The organism is Rhodococcus sp. T9N (assembly GCF_024436645.1).
Taxonomy (GTDB): domain Bacteria; phylum Actinomycetota; class Actinomycetes; order Mycobacteriales; family Mycobacteriaceae; genus Rhodococcus_F; species Rhodococcus_F qingshengii.
This window is the reverse complement of record NZ_JAMSKS010000001.1, coordinates 408020-424275: the sequence shown is the minus strand read 5'-3', so window position 1 is coordinate 424275 and position 16256 is coordinate 408020. Positions and strand designations below refer to the sequence as shown.

General features: G+C 60.3%; 17 protein-coding genes and 1 pseudogene. 8 read left to right on the top strand and 10 right to left on the bottom strand.

The features are described 5' to 3' along the window. Positions 1-43: 43 nt before the first annotated feature. From M1L53_RS02025 to M1L53_RS02010, 4 genes and pseudogenes are all read right to left on the bottom strand, one after another. A complete protein-coding gene (locus M1L53_RS02025; protein ID WP_054188316.1) occupies positions 44-1402 on the bottom strand; it encodes an extracellular solute-binding protein in 1359 nt (452 codons plus the stop codon). 49 nt (positions 1403-1451) lie between these two features. Beyond that, on the bottom strand, positions 1452-2582 hold the full coding sequence (locus M1L53_RS02020; RefSeq protein WP_054188315.1) for an ABC transporter ATP-binding protein: 1131 nt from the start codon (positions 2580-2582) through the stop codon (positions 1452-1454). Between the two features lie 163 nt (positions 2583-2745). Continuing rightward, positions 2746-3198, bottom strand: a complete 453-nt coding sequence (locus M1L53_RS02015) for an SIS domain-containing protein (protein WP_232319083.1) — start codon at positions 3196-3198, stop codon at positions 2746-2748. A gap of 232 nt (positions 3199-3430) precedes the next feature. Continuing rightward, a pseudogene (locus tag M1L53_RS02010) lies at positions 3431-3622 on the bottom strand (MurR/RpiR family transcriptional regulator); the annotation flags it as partial. 180 nt (positions 3623-3802) lie between these two features. Between M1L53_RS02010 and M1L53_RS02005 the strand changes: the two are divergent. The 3 genes from M1L53_RS02005 to M1L53_RS01995 all read left to right on the top strand — a co-directional run bounded on the left by M1L53_RS02005 (position 3803) and on the right by M1L53_RS01995 (position 6708). After that, entirely contained in the window at positions 3803-4039 is a 237-nt protein-coding gene (locus M1L53_RS02005; protein WP_003943084.1) for a CsbD family protein, read from the top strand. A gap of 143 nt (positions 4040-4182) precedes the next feature. Continuing rightward, a complete protein-coding gene (locus M1L53_RS02000) occupies positions 4183-6351 on the top strand; it encodes a catalase (protein WP_054188314.1) in 2169 nt (722 codons plus the stop codon). 87 nt (positions 6352-6438) lie between these two features. After that, positions 6439-6708 (top strand): Rho termination factor N-terminal domain-containing protein, encoded by a 270-nt coding sequence (locus tag M1L53_RS01995; protein WP_003943161.1) that lies wholly within the window; start codon positions 6439-6441, stop codon positions 6706-6708. 57 nt (positions 6709-6765) lie between these two features. On the opposite strand, the gene M1L53_RS01990 is transcribed toward M1L53_RS01995, so the two are convergent. Then, positions 6766-7071, bottom strand: coding sequence for a hypothetical protein (locus M1L53_RS01990; RefSeq protein ID WP_007735689.1), 306 nt, complete (start codon positions 7069-7071; stop codon positions 6766-6768). 160 nt (positions 7072-7231) lie between these two features. On the opposite strand from M1L53_RS01990, the gene M1L53_RS01985 reads away from it, so the two are divergent. Further along, positions 7232-8380 carry a glutamate--cysteine ligase gene (locus M1L53_RS01985; protein WP_007735690.1) on the top strand — a complete coding sequence of 383 codons (1149 nt, stop codon included), beginning with the start codon at positions 7232-7234 and terminating at the stop codon, positions 8378-8380. A 77-nt stretch (positions 8381-8457) separates the two neighbouring features. Beyond that, a complete protein-coding gene (locus tag M1L53_RS01980; protein WP_007735692.1) occupies positions 8458-8985 on the top strand; it encodes a CinA family protein in 528 nt (175 codons plus the stop codon). Positions 8986-9283: 298 nt separating this feature from the next. Here the strand turns inward: M1L53_RS01980 and M1L53_RS01975 are convergent, their stop codons facing one another. Then, a complete protein-coding gene (locus M1L53_RS01975; RefSeq protein WP_007735694.1) occupies positions 9284-10135 on the bottom strand; it encodes a PHP domain-containing protein in 852 nt (283 codons plus the stop codon). Between the two features lie 38 nt (positions 10136-10173). Next, the gene (locus M1L53_RS01970) at positions 10174-10872 is read right to left on the bottom strand and encodes a TetR/AcrR family transcriptional regulator (RefSeq protein WP_225320187.1); all 699 of its coding nucleotides are present in this window, start codon (positions 10870-10872) and stop codon (positions 10174-10176) included. Positions 10873-11091: 219 nt separating this feature from the next. Here M1L53_RS01970 and M1L53_RS01965 point away from each other — a divergent pair, with 219 nt between their 5' ends. Genes M1L53_RS01965 through M1L53_RS01955 form a run of 3 tightly spaced genes read left to right on the top strand, consistent with a single transcriptional unit; the run spans position 11092 to position 14593 of the window. After that, positions 11092-12462, top strand: coding sequence for an MFS transporter (locus M1L53_RS01965; RefSeq protein ID WP_054188313.1), 1371 nt, complete (start codon positions 11092-11094; stop codon positions 12460-12462). A 14-nt stretch (positions 12463-12476) separates the two neighbouring features. Continuing rightward, complete coding sequence (locus M1L53_RS01960; RefSeq protein WP_003943225.1) at positions 12477-12941, top strand: MaoC/PaaZ C-terminal domain-containing protein; 465 nt, start codon at positions 12477-12479, stop codon at positions 12939-12941. 14 nt (positions 12942-12955) lie between these two features. Further along, positions 12956-14593, top strand: a complete 1638-nt coding sequence (locus M1L53_RS01955; protein WP_054188312.1) for an AMP-binding protein — start codon at positions 12956-12958, stop codon at positions 14591-14593. A gap of 7 nt (positions 14594-14600) precedes the next feature. Here the strand turns inward: M1L53_RS01955 and M1L53_RS01950 are convergent, their stop codons facing one another. From M1L53_RS01950 to M1L53_RS01940, 3 genes are all read right to left on the bottom strand, one after another. Then, positions 14601-14963 carry a hypothetical protein gene (locus tag M1L53_RS01950; protein WP_225320185.1) on the bottom strand — a complete coding sequence of 121 codons (363 nt, stop codon included), beginning with the start codon at positions 14961-14963 and terminating at the stop codon, positions 14601-14603. A gap of 88 nt (positions 14964-15051) precedes the next feature. Beyond that, on the bottom strand, positions 15052-15489 hold the full coding sequence (locus M1L53_RS01945; protein WP_030537423.1) for a hypothetical protein: 438 nt from the start codon (positions 15487-15489) through the stop codon (positions 15052-15054). Then, positions 15486-16202, bottom strand: a complete 717-nt coding sequence (locus tag M1L53_RS01940) for a TetR/AcrR family transcriptional regulator (protein WP_054188311.1) — start codon at positions 16200-16202, stop codon at positions 15486-15488. The genes M1L53_RS01945 and M1L53_RS01940 overlap by 4 nt, the downstream gene beginning before the upstream one ends. Positions 16203-16256: the final 54 nt, after the last annotated feature.

Genomic DNA, 16256 nt, shown 5'->3' with positions numbered 1-16256 from the left:
CCCGATTCGGAAGTGATGTTCGCTGGAATTGGAATGGACCGTGTCAGCCGATCAAGGCCTGAGCCCGTTGCTGCGCGGCTTGCATGGTCGCTTTCGGGTCCTTGCCGTAGAACACGGATTCCTCGATGGCTTGCGCGAGAATGTCGTCGACCTGGACGTAGCTGTTGCCGGGGTACGACTGCCACGGCTGAAGCGAGTCGAGCTGCTTGAGGTTGGGCGCCAGTAGCGGATTGCTGTCGGCCCATGGCTTGAGTGCAGCAGGATCCTGTGTCAGCGAAGAGCGGAGAGGCAGGTATCCGATCTTGGTGGAGATCTGTGTGTACGCGTGATCGCTGGTCATGAATTTGATCAGTTCCCAAGCAGCGCGGGCCTTTGCCGGGTCTTGCGAGAAGACGGAGAGGACCGAACCTGAATTGGTGGGGACCGCTGCGTGCCCGTCGAAGGCAGGCATCGCGGTAGCGCGCAGATCCCAACCCGCCTTGGCCGCAGAACTGACAAACATGCCTTGCAGCCCAGACGTGTTGAGATCGATCGCGATGTCGCCCTTTGCGAAACCTTCGTACTGTGTGGCCGAATCCGCGTTCACCAAGACTCCGTCCTCGTAGAGTCCACGAAGCATGGAGACTGCCGACACTGAGGCAGGCTCGCCGAATTCGATGGTCTTGCGATCTTCGGACAACACACCCCCTCCGGCCGATTTGAAGAGTGCCTGCATACACCAGCTGCCACCCTTGACCGAACAGCTCACTCCGAGCGACGGCTTTCCTGTCTTGGCGGTCACTGCCTTTGCGGCAGCGGCAACCTTGCTCCAGGTGGAGAGATCGGTATCGGCCGGGAGCCCGGCCTCGGTCAGTGCGGTGGAGTTGTAAAACAATGTCGGGGTGGAGAACACGTACGGAACGCCGTAGGTTTCCCCATTCCAGTCGCCGAGTGTTGCAGCTCTGGGGTGGAAGGGATGGTCGCCGCCGAAGTTCGCCTGCACTGCGTCCTTGCCGACAAGGTCGTCGATATTTCTTGCTTTCAGCGCGGTGACGGCGAAATCAAGTGTGTCGAAGGTCAATTGAGCGACATCGGGTGGCGAACCGGCGAGCATCTGTGTTTGCACGCTGCTCGCGGTGCCGGAACCGGCCGCACCACCGCTCTGCGGCGGCTGAGCTTTGACGTGAATATTCGGGTAGGCGGCCTCGAAGTCGGAGATGAGACCGGTGACGGTGTCTGTCCACAAACCTGCCTGGGCAAGGTTGTAGGATTCGAAGACGATGTCGACCTGCTGATTCGGGTCGAGTTCCGGAACCTGTACTGCGGAATCGGAGCCGCCGGTGGTGGCACCTCCCGTGGCACATCCGGCAAGGGCGAGGGATGCCGCCAATGCTGTGGCGATCTTCCATCGTGTTTTGCGCATGACAAATCTCCTGGTGGTGAAATGCAGTGTTCGAGGACGAGTTGAAGGTTCAGCTGAGAACAGGTGAATCGAGGTCCAATGTTGCTGGTATGTCCAGCCATTCGAGTCGCCGTCCGCTGGATCGGTCGAAGAGGTGAAGATGGCGCAGTTCGGCGGACAGCACCGCGGGCTGACCCTCGTGAAGTGCGATCGGTCGCGGAGCGCGCACGCAGATCGTGGTCGACCCGACCTGGCAGTATGCCACTTGCTCGCTTCCGAGGTTCTCGACCGAAGTGACGTCGACGGTGATACGCGCACCGGTTCCGGAATCCGTGCCTGGATGTATCGGTGTGAGGTGTTCGGGACGAATGCCGAGAACGACGTCGCGCGAATCGGTCTCCCCTGACCAGAGTGAGGCTTCGAGTCCTTCTGCCGAAATCCTCACTTGTCCGTCAGTCGAGAATGCTCTCGCATCAACAAGATTCATGGCTGGACTGCCCAGAAATCCTGCGACGAACACCGATGCCGGACGATCGTAGACATCCTCCGGGGTGCCGAGTTGCTCGAGCCTGCCATGGTTGAGCAGTGCGATACGCGTCGCCATTGTCATTGCCTCGACCTGGTCGTGGGTGACGTAGACGAAGGTGGCACCCAACCGTCGGTGGAGGTCGGTGAGCTCACGACGGGTCGCCGTTCTGAGCTTCGCGTCGAGATTCGACAGAGGTTCGTCCATCAAGAACGCCTTCGGATTTCGAACGATCGCGCGTCCCACCGCCACTCGCTGGCGCTGGCCACCAGACAATTCCTTCGGCTTGCGCTCCAGCAGATGTGCGATCTCGAGCTGCTGTGCTACCTCCTCGACACGCTCTACTGCGGAGGCTTTGTCGATCTTCTTCACCTTTAAGGGGAATCCGAGGTTCTTTGCCACGGAGAGGTGCGGGTAGAGCGCATAGTTCTGGAACACCATGGCGACGTCGCGTCGACGCGCGGGGGCGGTGGTGATGTCTTCGTCGTCGAGCAATATCCGGCCGCTGGTCGGTTCCAGCAGGCCGGCGAGCATCCTCAGCAGTGTCGTCTTACCGCAGCCACTGGGCCCGAGGAGGACCAGGAAATCGCCGTCACGAACATCGATGTCGATGTTGTCGACTGCGGTGACATCTGCGAACTTCCGACTCAGATTCTCTATTCGAATCCTGCCCATTGGCTTCTCCCGATGAAATGACGTTACCCAATCGCATCAAATTGGGGATTTTCGTTACATCGGAAGTTAGCCAGTCGAAGGTGAACGGTGATCGAACGCCGTCGTAAATGTCCGTAATTCTCAGGGCAACTATTCGGGCCGGAACGTATGGAGGCTCCGAATTTCAGCTATTGGAACCGTGATTGAGGATTCCGATCACATGCTCGAGGGTCTGGGCGGCAGCTTCCGCCGACCCGCCGCGTCGTTCACTGACGGCGATCTGGAGGCCGATCAGAAAGGTCAGCTGGATGACGGTTGCCGAAGCGCCGTGCGCGCCCCACGGCCCGGTTCCGCCACCGAGAACCAGGCCCATGTCGGCCAGTTCCACCAGTGGGGAACGTGCGTATCCGGTCACGCCGATGACGGTGGCGCCGGCCTCTTTCGCGGCATGGGCCGGTTGGAGGGTCAACGAGTTGAGTCCACTGTCACTGATCGCCAGACAGACGTCTCGAGAGGTGAGGTGGCGGGCTGTCAGCTGCTGCATCACTGCATCGGTGGGTGCTTCCGCGGTCCGTCCGTTCAGGATGAACCGCACAGCCACTGCGGATGCCGACGGCCCGGATACCCCGTTTCCCACAACGAGTACGCGGTCGGCGTCGGCGATGGCTTCGACGGCCTGGTCGAAAGCATCGCGATCCAGTGGTGAGTGCTCCGCCGAGATCGGCCGCCACTTCGCCGAATACCGCTTGCATCAGCCCGATGCTGTCCTTGGTGTGCGATGCATCCTGCACGCGTGATTCCGTTGCGCCGAGATCTCTGAGCAGCAGCATCCGCAGATGTTGAAAGCCTTTGAATCCGAGATTCTGACACGCTCGAATAACCGTTGCTGTCGACGTGGACGCGTGCTCGGCCACATCTGCCGCCGACCACCAGGCGAACTCCTTGGGCCGGGCTATGCAGATGTCCGCGACGCGTCGCTCGCTCGGAGCCAGGTTGGGCGCAAGCGCGCGAATCGTGGACAGCGTTCCGCCCACGGGGGGATCGGTCTGTAACTGGCTCATGAGCACTGAATAACACACGAGAGTGAACGGCACTCCCCTCGGTGGCCGCTTCTTGTACGCGTTGCGGCGTGTCGGTGCACGGATGTTTATGCGAATTTCGACGGGGTAGGGCCTTCTGTGGGGGATTCCTACCTGTGTGGGATCCCGGAGCAACAATCCGAAACGTATTGGAGGGTCAACGTGCCAGATGACAAGAGCGGTCCCAGCGAGGGAATCAAAGGCGTCGTAGAGGACGTCAAGGGTAAGGCCAAGGAAGCGGTGGGTGCGGTTTCCGGAAACGACAGTTTGACCCGAGAGGGCCGCGCCCAGCAGGACAAGGCCGAAAGCCAGCGAGAAGTCGCGAAGAAAGAGGCAGAAGCCGAGAAGGCTCGCGCAGAAGCGGCCGCGGACGAAGCGCGACAGAAGTCCGAGCAATAGCCCCTGACGCACTCGTCACCCTCGGCCTGGGATTGATCCCATCCGGGGGTGAGTCGTGGCTCCGCGTTCAGTTTGAAATCTCTACTTACATAAGGCGTAACAAGATTCTTGCGCCCAGCATGACGATCAAGAGGAGCTGTTCGATGCCTTCATCTCAGTCCGTCCCAGGTGCACCGGCCCCGAAAGCGCCGGACCTGAAAGAGCCGGTCAAGCCTCGACAGCCGTTGCCGCCCAAGGATGACCAGCGGCAGCCGGAGGTGCGTACCGTCGCGGGTGCCGAGGAGAAGGTGAAGGGAAACGGTCGCGGCCAGCGGGGGGAGTACCTCACCACCGCAACCGGTACACGTCTCTACGAGACCGACCACTCACTCACTGCCGGCGAGCGCGGCCCGACTCTTCTTCAAGACCACCACCTGCGTGAGAAGATTACACACTTCGATCACGAGCGAATTCCGGAGCGCGTCGTCCACGCCCGCGGGGCGGCCGCACACGGAATGTTCCTGGCGAATGGCGCGGCCGAAAACATCTGTAAAGCATCGGTGTTCGCTTCCGGTGCTCGAACCCCGGTGTTCGTGCGGTTCTCGACGGTGCTGGGTTCACGAGGTTCGGCGGACACCGTACGCGACACACGCGGTTTCGCCACCAAGTTCTACACCGACGAAGGTGTCTTCGACCTGGTGGGCAACAACATCCCGGTGTTCTTCATTCAGGACGGCATCAAATTCCCGGACATCATCCATGCCGCGAAGCCCCACCCGGACCGCGAGATCCCGCAGGCGCAGAGCGCGCACGACACATTCTGGGATTTCGTGTCGCTGCACACCGAGGCCACGGCGCACACATTGTGGAACATGTCCGATCGCGGCATCCCGCGCTCCTATCGCATGATGGAGGGCTTCGGTATTCACACGTTCAGGCTCGTGAATGCCGACGGCGAGACGAATCTGGTGAAATTCCACTGGAAGCCGGCCGCCGGAGTGCATTCACTCGTGTGGGAGGAAGCGCAGATCGCCGGCGGTGTGGATCCGGATTTCCATCGACGCGATCTTGCCGACGCCATCGAGGCGGGCGCATATCCGTCCTGGGATCTGGGCGTGCAGGTGTTCCCTGATACCGAAGACGAAATGTTCGAAGGCATAGATCTATTGGATCCCACCAAGATCGTGCCCGAAGAACTCGCGCCGGTTCAGGTCATCGGAACGATGACACTCGACGCCAATCCGACGAACTTCTTCGCCGAGACCGAGCAGGTTGCATTCCATCCGGGTCACTTGGTTCCGGGTGTCGACATCACCAACGATCGTCTCCTGCAGGCACGTTTGTTCTCGTACCTCGACACCCAGATTACGCGACTCGGTGGCCCCAATTTCGATCAGATCCCGATCAACCGGCCTCACGCGCCTGTCAACGACATGCTTCGCGACGGCTTTCATCAGGACGGTGTACATACCGGAGTTGCGCCGTACCATCCCAATTCGTTGGACGGTGGGTGCCCGTTCTTGGCCTCGGCGGAGAGCGCGGCCTATATCGAGGTGCCCGAAGAAGTTTCAGGGCGAAAGGTGAGGCAGGCGCCGGCATCGTTCGACGATCACTTCTCGCAAGCTCGACTCTTCTATCGCAGTCTCTCCCCTGTCGAACAGGAGCACGTCGCGCAGGCGTATACCTTCGAATTGGGCAAGTGCTACGAGGAGAACATCAAGACCCGGAATCTGGGCATCTTGGCGAACATCGATGCGGGTCTCGTGTCGATCGTCGCAGGGGGGCTTGGCCTTCCGGTACCCGAACCGACCGAGCCGTTGAGTGATCCGGAGCTCAGCCCTGCATTGTCCCAGGTTGGTGCGGAATGGCCGGTAGACGGAAGGATCATCGCACTACTGGTCGATGAGAACTCCGATCTCGAAACGGTTGTCGCCGTTCGAGACAAGATCTTCGACGCCGGCATGGTGCCGCTGATCCTCGGCCCGCACGGCGGAACCATCGGGGACGGTGACGACGCGGTGACGGTGCAGCGAACGTACCTCACAGCTCGTTCGATCGAATTCGATGCAATCCTGCTGAGCGGCGACGTTTCTCGGATCGGCGAGGGCAAGTTGGATCCACGGGTGGAGACTCTGCTGAACGAAATGTATCGTCACAGCAAGGCAATTGGTGGTTGGGGAGAGAGCATGAGTGCGCTGGCTGCGGCCGGTATCGACGAGTCTGCATTGGGAGTCGTCGTCGATGCAGACGCGGAAGGAGCGCTCGCCTCGCTGGCTCAGCTTCTGAAGACGCACCGCGTGTGGGGGCGTTTCGAGGTGCCGCCTACATCCTGAGTGCCGACGTACGTTCGAACCTGCGGTGTGGCCGAATTGCCAGTTCGGCCACACCGTCGGAGTGAAGACGAGTGAAGGGACGAAACAGTGGCTCGCAAGGACTCACAACCTCAACTCAAGGATCAAGAACTCTACGAAGAGCTACGCGAGAAGGGCGATTCCAAGGAGAAGGCGGCCCGAATCTCCAATGCGGCCGCCAATCGAGGGCGGTCGAATGTCGCCAAGTCCGGCGGACAATCCTCGCCGTACGAGGAGTGGACAGTCGACGAGCTGAAGAAACGTGCCAAGGAACTCGATCTGCACGGCTATTCGAAGCTGAACAAGGGTGAGCTGATCGAGCAGCTCCGCACTCACTGAGCTGTGTTCTGCTCGAGTCGTATTCTGCTTGTGCAGAATACGACTCGAGCGGTCGGTTCAGTGCCCTTCTTGATCGAAGAGTTCCTGACCTTCCAGTCGTTTGACCCGTCGGTGTTCCATCAAGATGGCCAGTGTTCCGACGATGAAGGACACCACACACACGACGCCGGCAATGACTGCCCAACCACGAAATCCGTAACCTGCTGCCACCAAGGTCAATCCGAGTGTTGCCAGGCCCAGCCCGATCAGCAGGTATCCGGGATAGTTGCGACCGTCGCTGATTGCCTCCCCTACGTGCGATCGATTTGTGTGTTCGTCATCTACCGGTGAACTTTCGCTCGCGTTTGTCACGGCACACTCCATCCTGAGCTCATGAAGACTTGCGATTCTTCGCTCGTCGTCGGTCCACAGGGCAACTACCCGATCGGTGACTGGATGAAACGGTCGGAGTAGTGCCGAAAGGGGTAGAAGGTCGTACGCTCGAAGTATCGGATGTGGATGAAAACCGGTGCGAGGAAGCCCTATGAACGCGAAGCCGACTCCCGACATATTCTCGGTAGGTACACCGACTCTCGGTGTCGAAGAGGAGTTCTTGCTCTGCGATCCGCAGACTGGACATCCCACTCTGCGCAACTCCGAGGTTGCTGCCGCCGGGCGGGAACTCGGTATCTCGCTGCAACTCGAACTCACGCGCTGTCAGGTGGAGACGTCTACGTCGATCGGAAACCATATTCGTGATCTTCGTGATCAACTCTGTGAGTCGCGTGCCGTCACCGCCGACGCCGCTGCCCGTGTGGGTTGTCAACTCATCGCAGTCGGGACGCCGTTCTACGATCCGCCGGTGGACGAGATCACTCAAACGTCGCGATACCAGCGAATGGCCGGTCAATTCAGAGCGATCACCGAAGGTGTGATGTGTGGTTGCCACATTCATGTCGGTGTGGAAGATCGAGAACGATCGGTCCAGATCATCAACCATCTGCGCCCATGGTTACCGACCTTGTTGGCACTGACGGCGAACTCTCCGATCAGCGCCGGTCGCGATACCGGTTATGCGAGTTGGCGTTACGTTCTGTTCGGCCGATGGCCCAGTTCGGGTCCGCCGCCCTACTTCGAGTCCGTGGCGCACTACGAAGATGCTGTTGCAGCAATGCTGGAGACAGGGGTCATTCTCGATCCACACATGGTCTATTGGGATGTGCGCATGTCGGATCACCTTCCCACCGTGGAGATTCGGATCAGCGACGTGCCCGCCACCGTGGAGGAGACGATGACTCTGGCCACACTGGTGCAGGCACTCGTCGGTACCGCATCCGCCGCGATCACGAAAGGTGAAGCAGCGCCTGCTGTCGATCACGAGCTACTCCGCGCGGCTTGCTGGCGGGCGGCGCGTGACGGACTCGACGGGAGGTCGCTGGACGTGGAATCCGTGCGCTTGCTGACTGCACACCAGGCGGTTCGGCAATTGGTGGATCACGTCGAACCTGCGTTGACTGCATTCGGAGAATTCGAGCAGGTCACGGCCTCCTTGGACAAGGTGTTCAGCAACGGAAACGGGGCGATCGTGCAGCGCCGTCAACTCACGCGTCGGTCACGTGTAGCTGATGTGATCGACGAGTGCGCTCGACGCACTTTCGAAGGGTGCAGTTCGCAAGGGGGCAGTGAGCTGTAAGGCACGGTTGGAATGGGCATTCGAGAACTTTCAGTGTCTTGTCGAAGTCACCGATCGGACTGCAGGAGGAGGAACATATGAATGGCGATCCACGACCCGAGCTTCCGTCGGACAAGGATCTCGACGATATGTGCAGGCAATTGGCTGCGGCAGTAGAGGAACACGGTCTGTCGGTGGCGACGGCGGAATCGTTGACTGCCGGGAACATCGCCGCACATCTGGGAAAGGCGCCGGACGCCGGATCGTGGTTTTGTGGTGGGATCGTCGCGTACACCCGCGAGGTGAAACATTCCGTACTTCATGTTCCGGACGGGCCAGTGGTCTGCGAAGAGGCAGCCAGGGTCATGGCGCACAGCACCGCCACTCTGATGGGTGCGTCGCTGGCGCTGGCCGTCACCGGTGAAGCCGGTCCTGATACCCAGGAGAACGTTCGACCCGGAACTGTGTGGTTCGGAGTCGTCGACCATGGGACCGCCGAAACGGAGAAGCAGGTTTTCTCGGGCGACCCCGAAGCTGTCCTCGGTGCAACTGTCGAGCACGCGATCCAACTACTTCTGCGTCACGCATCCGGTCGCCACACGCCGAGTTCGAGAGTTGTGAACTAGTCGAGTTTTCAACTCTTCGAACGGTTCTTCTTGTGACGACCTGTGTGTTTCGCAGGCGCCTGCGCGGTTGGAACCAGATGACCGTCGGCCGTGTATTTTTCGACTACGAGGTTCTTGCTGACTCCTCGGTTCGCATCCACTGCGCAAGTGATTGCTTCCTTGTCGGAATTGAAAGGTTCCTCGGTCGAAGAGCCGTCGGGCATCGTGATTTTGTACCGATCCATACATCGACTATTGCGGGTTGATCCGTCTCCGACAACCCGAGCTCACGGAAATATCGGTCTGGGAATCAGGCGGATCAGCGGGTCCAATACTCTTCGGGACGTTGACCCGGACGGAATCCGTAGTGCGCGAGCATCGCGGTCGCTTCCGGAAAATTGGCTGCCAGAGCTTCGGGCACATGTGCATCGCTGCCGAATGTCACCGCTTTACCTCCCTCTTCGCTCCACCATTGGGGTATCCAGGGCAACAGCCGACGGGTGTTCATCTCGAGGATCCGGTCGCTGTCGGCGATGGCGCGCATCGCATTTCGGAATCCCTCTTCGAATCGACGGGGATCGAAAGGTCCGGCACTTTCGATCGGCCATGCACGCACCGCGTAGTCGATATGGGTGAACACCTCGAAGGTCCGAGAGTCAGCCACCATACGCGGGATCTCATCGAGGTATGCCCACATGACTTCGTCGGCGCTCCACGTTCGAAACAGAGTGTTCGGTTCACTCCGATCGTCGCCGACTTCGAGCGTGTGCAAGGAACCCAATACCCGGTCGATGACACCGAGATCAAGGAGGTGCGACGCCTGCGCTTCGTGCAGGTGCGGTTGTCCGAACTCGACGCCGGTGAGTATCCGCAATTCAGGAAAACGGTGTCGGCATCGTTCGATGCTGTCGAGATAGCCGTCGACGTCCAGGATCGGTGCGCGGACATAGCCGTCGGTGCTCAGCAGGTGATGTTGATGGGGCATCAGATCTGCGGCGGTTGTGCGCCACCGGCCATCGAAGTCGAGATGCTCGGTGAACACCAACGCCGGCAATCCGATTGCTTGGGCACGCGCGCAAGTCTGTTGCATTCGTCCGGATGCGTGCGACAGCGGTCCACCGGTGTCCCACGACCACTCGCTGTGAACATGACTGTCCGCGGGTAGTTGCATGTTCAGTTCGTACCAGAGCCGGGAGTTTCGGGGGGCGGTTAAAGCTCGGACTGTCGCGCGAATTCGCTCTGTGCAGTGGTTCCCCAGATCTCGGAGGACTGAGTCTCGGGCTCGCTGTCCAGCTTTCGGACGTCGTGAATGAACTCCACACCGTGCAGTTCGTCGGACGGAACCGACAGAAGCTTGCACGTGGTGCTGACGAAGAATCGCTGGACATCTTCCAACTCGAGACGCCCACCGGGCCGGTACCAATGCGCGACCCCGGTACACATCTCGAGTATCGCGAGTCGGCTCAATGCCAGATCTTCGATGTCGAAGGCGCCCACGCGTTGTCCGCGTTCGAGGATCTGTCCGAAAAGTTGCTCGTACTCGTCGCGCAGGGTCTGCAACTCGATGCGGTTGTCTCCGGTCAACCCGCGCATCTCGTACTCGGCGACGCGGGCAGTCAGTTGGTTGACGGCGGTAATGCCGACGTGTGACGACACCAGGCCGGCGAGCTGGACTACGGGATCGGCGCTTCGGCGCATTGCCCGCTCTCCCGACTGCGTCAGCTCGTCGAGGCAGGACCGAATGATCGAGGCCAACAGTGACTCTTTGCTGCCGACGTAGTGGTAGAGCGTTGCCGAGTTGATGCCGGCTTCGGCTCCGAGCTCACGAATGCCGGTGGCGGCGAATCCTTTCGTCGCGAACAGCGTGACTGCCGCCCGTTGAACGCGCCCCAGGTCCATGATCCTCATTTCGGTTGGTTGCCCAATCATGCTAGCATCGCCGCCGAAATCGGCCGGCTGTCAATCAGTCGATTGATAGCTGTTTGTGTACTGGCAAATTGCATCTCAACTAATCAATCGATCGATTGAAAAAAGCTTGACTGTGCCCTGGATCACTGCATAGTCTCCTTGTCGAGCCTCCCTCTCGGTGCGAGAGCTAACAGGGCACTCCATACAAGGAGCAATGACATGAACGACGCGAATCCCCCATCTCCCGCAACTGTCGACAGGCCTGCCCTGCGGCGTGTGGCCGGATCGGTTCTGGTCGGCACCACGATCGAGTGGTACGACTTTCAGATCTACGGCGCCTCCGCCGCGTTGGTCTTTGCGCCGCTGTTCTTTTCGGGCGCAGACCCCGCGCTGGCGACAATTCTTTCCTTCGCCACCTTCGCTGTCGGCTTCCTGGCGCGGCCACTCGGCGGTGTTGTGATGGGCCACTTCGGCGACCGCATCGGACGCAAGAAGGTCTTGGTGCTCGCACTTCTCTTGATGGGAGCAGCGACGTTCCTGGTCGGCGTCCTTCCGACCTCCGCCCAGATCGGTGTGTGGGCCCCGATTCTTCTCGTATTGCTGAGACTGATTCAGGGCTTCGGCGTCGGGGGTGAGTGGGGCGGTGCAGTTCTGACTGCTGTGGAATACGCACCCAAGAACCGCCGCGGTTTCTACGGCAGTATGCCGCAGGTCGGTGTGCCTGCTGGCCTTCTGCTGGCGACGGCCGTCATGTTCGGCACCAAGGCGCTCACCGGGGACCAATTCCTGGTGTGGGGGTGGAGAATTCCCTTCCTGCTGAGTATCGCGTTGGTCGCCGTCGGGCTTTACATTCGCACCGCGTTGGAAGAGACTCCCGCATTCGCTCGCGTGAAGCAGCAGAACACTGCGGTCAAGATTCCGATGGTCGACGCGTTCAAGAACTACCCTCGTCAAATCATTCTTGCCGCAGGTTCGATGATCAGCACGGGCGCTTACTTCTACATCCTCAACACCTACAGCCTGACCTACGCCGATCAGTTCGATCTGCTGTCCGGAAACCTCATGCTCGGAGCGGTCATGGTGTCCGCGCTCGTTGCAGTCATCTTCATTCCGATCTTCGGTCAACTGTCCGAAAAATTCGGCCGACGCCGGATCCTGATGGTCGGCATCACCGGCATGGGAGTGTGGGTCTTCGTTGCATTCGCCGCGATAGATACCGGCAACTTCTGGATCACCACCGGCGCATTGGCAGTCGGCGCATTCATGCTCAGCATCTCGTACGGGCCGCAGGCGACGTTCATCGCGGAACTGTTCGACGCACGGGTGCGGTACAGCGCAGCGTCCATCGCTTTTCAGATCGGGGTGCTCTTGGGTGGTGCAATCGCGCCGATGGTTGCCGCCATGTTGGTTCGCGCAACCGGCGGATCGTTTGCGGTCGCTGTGTATATCGCTGCCCTGTCGGTTATTTCGCTGATCAGCGTCTACTTCGTCCGTGACACCGACCTCGACGAAGGAAGTCGCGACATGTACATCGATGACAACGGGGCGTATCTGCCGCCGGTCGATCAACGCCCCACGGTTGTCAACTAATAGAGGAAACTTCAATGATCACAAAGAGTTTCGAAGAGATCTCTGTCGGAGACATTGCGGTGACGGACCCGCGGGTCGTCACCGAAGACTATGTGCGAAGTTTCGCCGACCTCACCTGGGACCGCCATCCTCTTCACCTCGACCCCGACTACGCGCAGCAGACGCGCTTCGGTCGCCAGATCGCCCACGGTGCTCTCATGTTGTCCACCTTGCTCGGTCTGGTGGAGTTGGACCCCCGTTACCTGCAGTGCTTCTACGGGCTCGATCAGGTCAGATTCCACCGGCCGACCTACCTCGGCGACTCGGTGCATGCGGTGTCGGAAGTGCTGTCGGTGCGCCCTCGCTCGGACGGTGAGACCGCGATCGTGACGTCGAAAGGCTCACTGGTCAACCAAGACGGAGACCTTGTCTTCTCCGGCGAATTCTCATTCCTGGTAGGCGAGACCCATTCCCTCGACCTCGAAGTGGGTGCTCGGTGAGTTCTCGGCGGCATATGTCATGGTGGCAGGACCTCGAAGCAGAACACTTCGAATGGGCTGTGCCAGAGCACTTCAACATTGCGCACGCATGTGTCGATGTACAGAATCCCGATGATCTGGCCCTCGTCGTAGACACCGGTGGGCACTGGGCGCGGTACACATTCGGTGAAGTCGCCACGATGAGCCGAAAGTTCGCGACCGTGCTCGCGGATCTCGGCCTGGTCTCAGGCGATCGCGTCGGTGTGATGGTCCCACAGGGAATCGAGGTTCTGGCGACACATCTGGGCGCCTTCCGATCCGGAATGGTCACCGTTCCACTTTCGGTCAAGTTCGGATCGGATGCGTTAGTACATCGGATGCGTGACTCCGGCGCGAAAGTTCTTGTGGTCGAGAAGGACTGCTATGAAAGAGTTGCCGACGGAATCGGTGAGATACCGGGTCTCGAAGCCGTAATCGTGGTCGGAAGGCTCGATCGGCTCTCCGATTCGACGCCCGTGCAAATCCTCGAATTCCACAGCCTCGTCGACGATGCCGCAGAAAGTAGTGAACCGGTAGCCACGGGCCCCGATTCACATGCCATCATCATCTACACCTCAGGGACGACCGGGAATCCGAAAGGCGCGCTCCACGGGCACCGAATTCTTTTGGCGCACATGCCCGGTATGCGGACGGCGTTCGACAATGCTCCGCAGCTGGGAGACGTCTTCTGGACGCCGGCAGACTGGGCCTGGATCGGTGGTTTGTTCGACGTACTGTTCCCCGCACTTGCGTTGGGGTGCCCCGTAGTTGCGACGCCCGACAAATTCACGCCTTCGCGTGCGGTCGAGATTCTGAGCCGTCACAAGGTGACGGGCGCCTTCATTCCGCCCACTGCCCTCAAGCAGATGCGAAGCATCGGCATCGACAAGACTGCTGCACGTGGTATTCAGTTGCGGGCATTGGGAACTGGTGGTGAGGCGCTCGGTGACGCCCTGCAAGCCTGGGTTGCGAGCACGCTCGGTGTAGATGTCAACGAGTTCTACGGGCAGACGGAAATGAATCTGACCATCGGCACGTCGCGGTCGAAGTGGAGTCCCGCCAGCGGCTCGATGGGCCGCGCCTTCCCCGGCTTCGAAGTCACCCTCCTCGATCCACTCGGCGAGCCGGTCGAGATTGGTGAGGTAGGCGAGATCTGTGTGAAGGCAGGCAATCCCGGACAGTTCCTCGGATATTGGAACCAGCAGTCGAAGACCGATGAAAAGGTGTACGACGGTTGGATTCACACCGGTGATCTGGGTCGGACTGATGACGCCGGGAACTTCTGGTACCAGGGACGTGCCGATGACGTCATTTCGTCCGCGGGGTACCGAATCGGCCCCGGAGAGATCGAAGAGTGCCTGCTCTCGCACGACGAGGTAGCCATGGCAGGTGTCATCGGTGTTCCGGATCCGTTGCGCGGCGAAGCGGTTCACGCTTTTGTCGTACTGTCCGAGGGGTCGAACTCCTCGGAGGACCTCCGTCAGGAGTTGCAGACCCACGTGAAAAGTCGCCTTGCTTTCTACCAGTACCCGAGGGAGATCACGTTCATCGACAGCTTGCCGCTCACCACTACCGGCAAGATCCTCCGACGTGAACTCCGAGCGCTGGCCACCTCCGCGAACGGACTCGGCTAGCAGAGGGCTACATGTTGGGTAGGACCACCACGAAGAACCAGCCGCTCAGTGCCAGACCGATGAATCCGGTGAAGAGGCCGACTATTGCATCCCATGGCAGCTGGCGGGCATTCGAGAGCAGATGCCCGCCAGACTTCTTCGGGTGACGTCGGAGCGCGAAGATTCCTGTTGTGATCGCGCCGACGCCCAGCAGGATGCCGAAGCCGAAAGCCCAGAACAGGAGTACCGACAGCGCGCCGAGCATCTCAGACCGCTCACTCCAGCGTGCGATGCGCTGTGTTTCGGTGGGCGGAGGCCACTTGTGTGAAGGCGAGAGAGCTGCTCCGAAACGGCGGGTGTGGTGACGAATTGACTGGTCGCTGAGAAACATTGTCCACCACGCCTGGAGTTGAGTCGATGTGCCGCTGGTATCTACTCGTCTACCCCGTCTTCGCGGATATATGCCGCCGATTTCGAGGCTAGGTGCTTGCCGCTTCTTCCCAGGAGTTTCCGTTCCACACGATGGAGATGGGGTATTCGTTGTTGACCCCGTTTTCCCAGTAGTCGATGACGCCGTGGCGCTCCGATTCGAGTTCGATCCAGCCGATGCTGAATCCCCCTCGAAGTACGCATTGAGCCCGGCGGTCGATCTTGTCCAGGGAACTGCAGAGTCCTCGCACGCGGGAGTCGATCCAGCCCGCAGAGGCATCAAGAACGGTGATCTCGACGATGCTTGCGTCGCTCAGCGGAATCTCGATGAGAAGCTCGCCGGAATCTCGTACCTCTCGGGTCGATCGATTCTCGTAGGCGTGCAACAGCTCTCGCGGTTCGAACACCGAAGGGTCGCCGTCGGACCGTCGAGACCAACCGAAACGCTGCACGGACACATTGTCTCCCACGAATTGCAGGAATGTCATTCGATGTGAATGAGGGCGTCCAGTACCCGGTCCAGCCCGAACTCCCAGGCCGCCTCGGGGCTGTACGGGGAGTTCTTGGCCTCGCCGGCCGCCCCTCCGACTCGCTGCGCCAGCGGGAAGTCGTCGCCGAGATAGGCAGCCAGACGCTGGTTCCAGGACGACCACACCTCGGCCATGTCGGCTGCTCGGGGGTCAGGGCGCCGCGCTTGCGCCGAGGATCGGGCGAAGTCGGCGACAAATGTCAGGGCGGAGTCCCGGTCGATGTCGCTCAGTCCCGTGCCGTCGAAGGCGTGAAGTTCGTGGTCGTACTTCGCGATAGTTCCCGGACCCAACGCGGAGCGCTGATCGGAGATGTCCAGGAGCCACCAATGCTCCGTATAGAGGGCAAGTTCTTCCTCGGCGACCCGACGCACACGTTGGCGCCAGGTCATGTTCCCGTACGGCAGGAGTGGGCTGTGTCCGTGTACGGCGTCGACCATGAGCACCAGCAGATCGTCGCGGGATCCGACGTGGGTGTACACCGCCATGCCCGAGATTCCGAGTTCGGCGGCCAATCGGCGGACCGTCACGGCGTCGAGGCCGTCGGTATTCGCGACGGAGATCGCGACGTCGACCGCCTGTGAGGTGGTGACCTTCGCTCGCGGGCCGCGGGTGCCACCCTTCGGCGCGAGGGGGTGATCGCGCCAGAGCAGGTCGATCAGTTCGCGGGCCATCAGTCGTCTCCAGAAATCGGGAATACCTCAACGGTGGTATACCTTATACGGTGC

Excerpts from the sequence above, each read along its gene's own strand:
- M1L53_RS02000 (WP_054188314.1), top strand. The coding sequence starts at position 4,183 with ATGCCTTCATCTCAGTCCGTCCCAGGTGCACCGGCCCCGAAAGCGCCG.
- M1L53_RS01950 (WP_225320185.1), bottom strand. The coding sequence starts at position 14,963 with ATGTTTCTCAGCGACCAGTCAATTCGTCACCACACCCGCCGTTTCGGA.
- M1L53_RS01980 (WP_007735692.1), top strand. The coding sequence starts at position 8,458 with ATGAATGGCGATCCACGACCCGAGCTTCCGTCGGACAAGGATCTCGAC.
- M1L53_RS01945 (WP_030537423.1), bottom strand. The coding sequence starts at position 15,489 with ATGACATTCCTGCAATTCGTGGGAGACAATGTGTCCGTGCAGCGTTTC.
- M1L53_RS01990 (WP_007735689.1), bottom strand. The coding sequence starts at position 7,071 with ATGGAGTGTGCCGTGACAAACGCGAGCGAAAGTTCACCGGTAGATGAC.
- M1L53_RS01960 (WP_003943225.1), top strand. The coding sequence starts at position 12,477 with ATGATCACAAAGAGTTTCGAAGAGATCTCTGTCGGAGACATTGCGGTG.
- M1L53_RS01975 (WP_007735694.1), bottom strand. The coding sequence starts at position 10,135 with ATGCAACTACCCGCGGACAGTCATGTTCACAGCGAGTGGTCGTGGGAC.
- M1L53_RS01955 (WP_054188312.1), top strand. The coding sequence starts at position 12,956 with ATGTCATGGTGGCAGGACCTCGAAGCAGAACACTTCGAATGGGCTGTG.
- M1L53_RS01940 (WP_054188311.1), bottom strand. The coding sequence starts at position 16,202 with ATGGCCCGCGAACTGATCGACCTGCTCTGGCGCGATCACCCCCTCGCG.
- M1L53_RS02025 (WP_054188316.1), bottom strand. The coding sequence starts at position 1,402 with ATGCGCAAAACACGATGGAAGATCGCCACAGCATTGGCGGCATCCCTC.
- M1L53_RS01965 (WP_054188313.1), top strand. The coding sequence starts at position 11,092 with ATGAACGACGCGAATCCCCCATCTCCCGCAACTGTCGACAGGCCTGCC.
- M1L53_RS01985 (WP_007735690.1), top strand. The coding sequence starts at position 7,232 with ATGAACGCGAAGCCGACTCCCGACATATTCTCGGTAGGTACACCGACT.
- M1L53_RS01970 (WP_225320187.1), bottom strand. The coding sequence starts at position 10,872 with ATGAGGATCATGGACCTGGGGCGCGTTCAACGGGCGGCAGTCACGCTG.
- M1L53_RS02020 (WP_054188315.1), bottom strand. The coding sequence starts at position 2,582 with ATGGGCAGGATTCGAATAGAGAATCTGAGTCGGAAGTTCGCAGATGTC.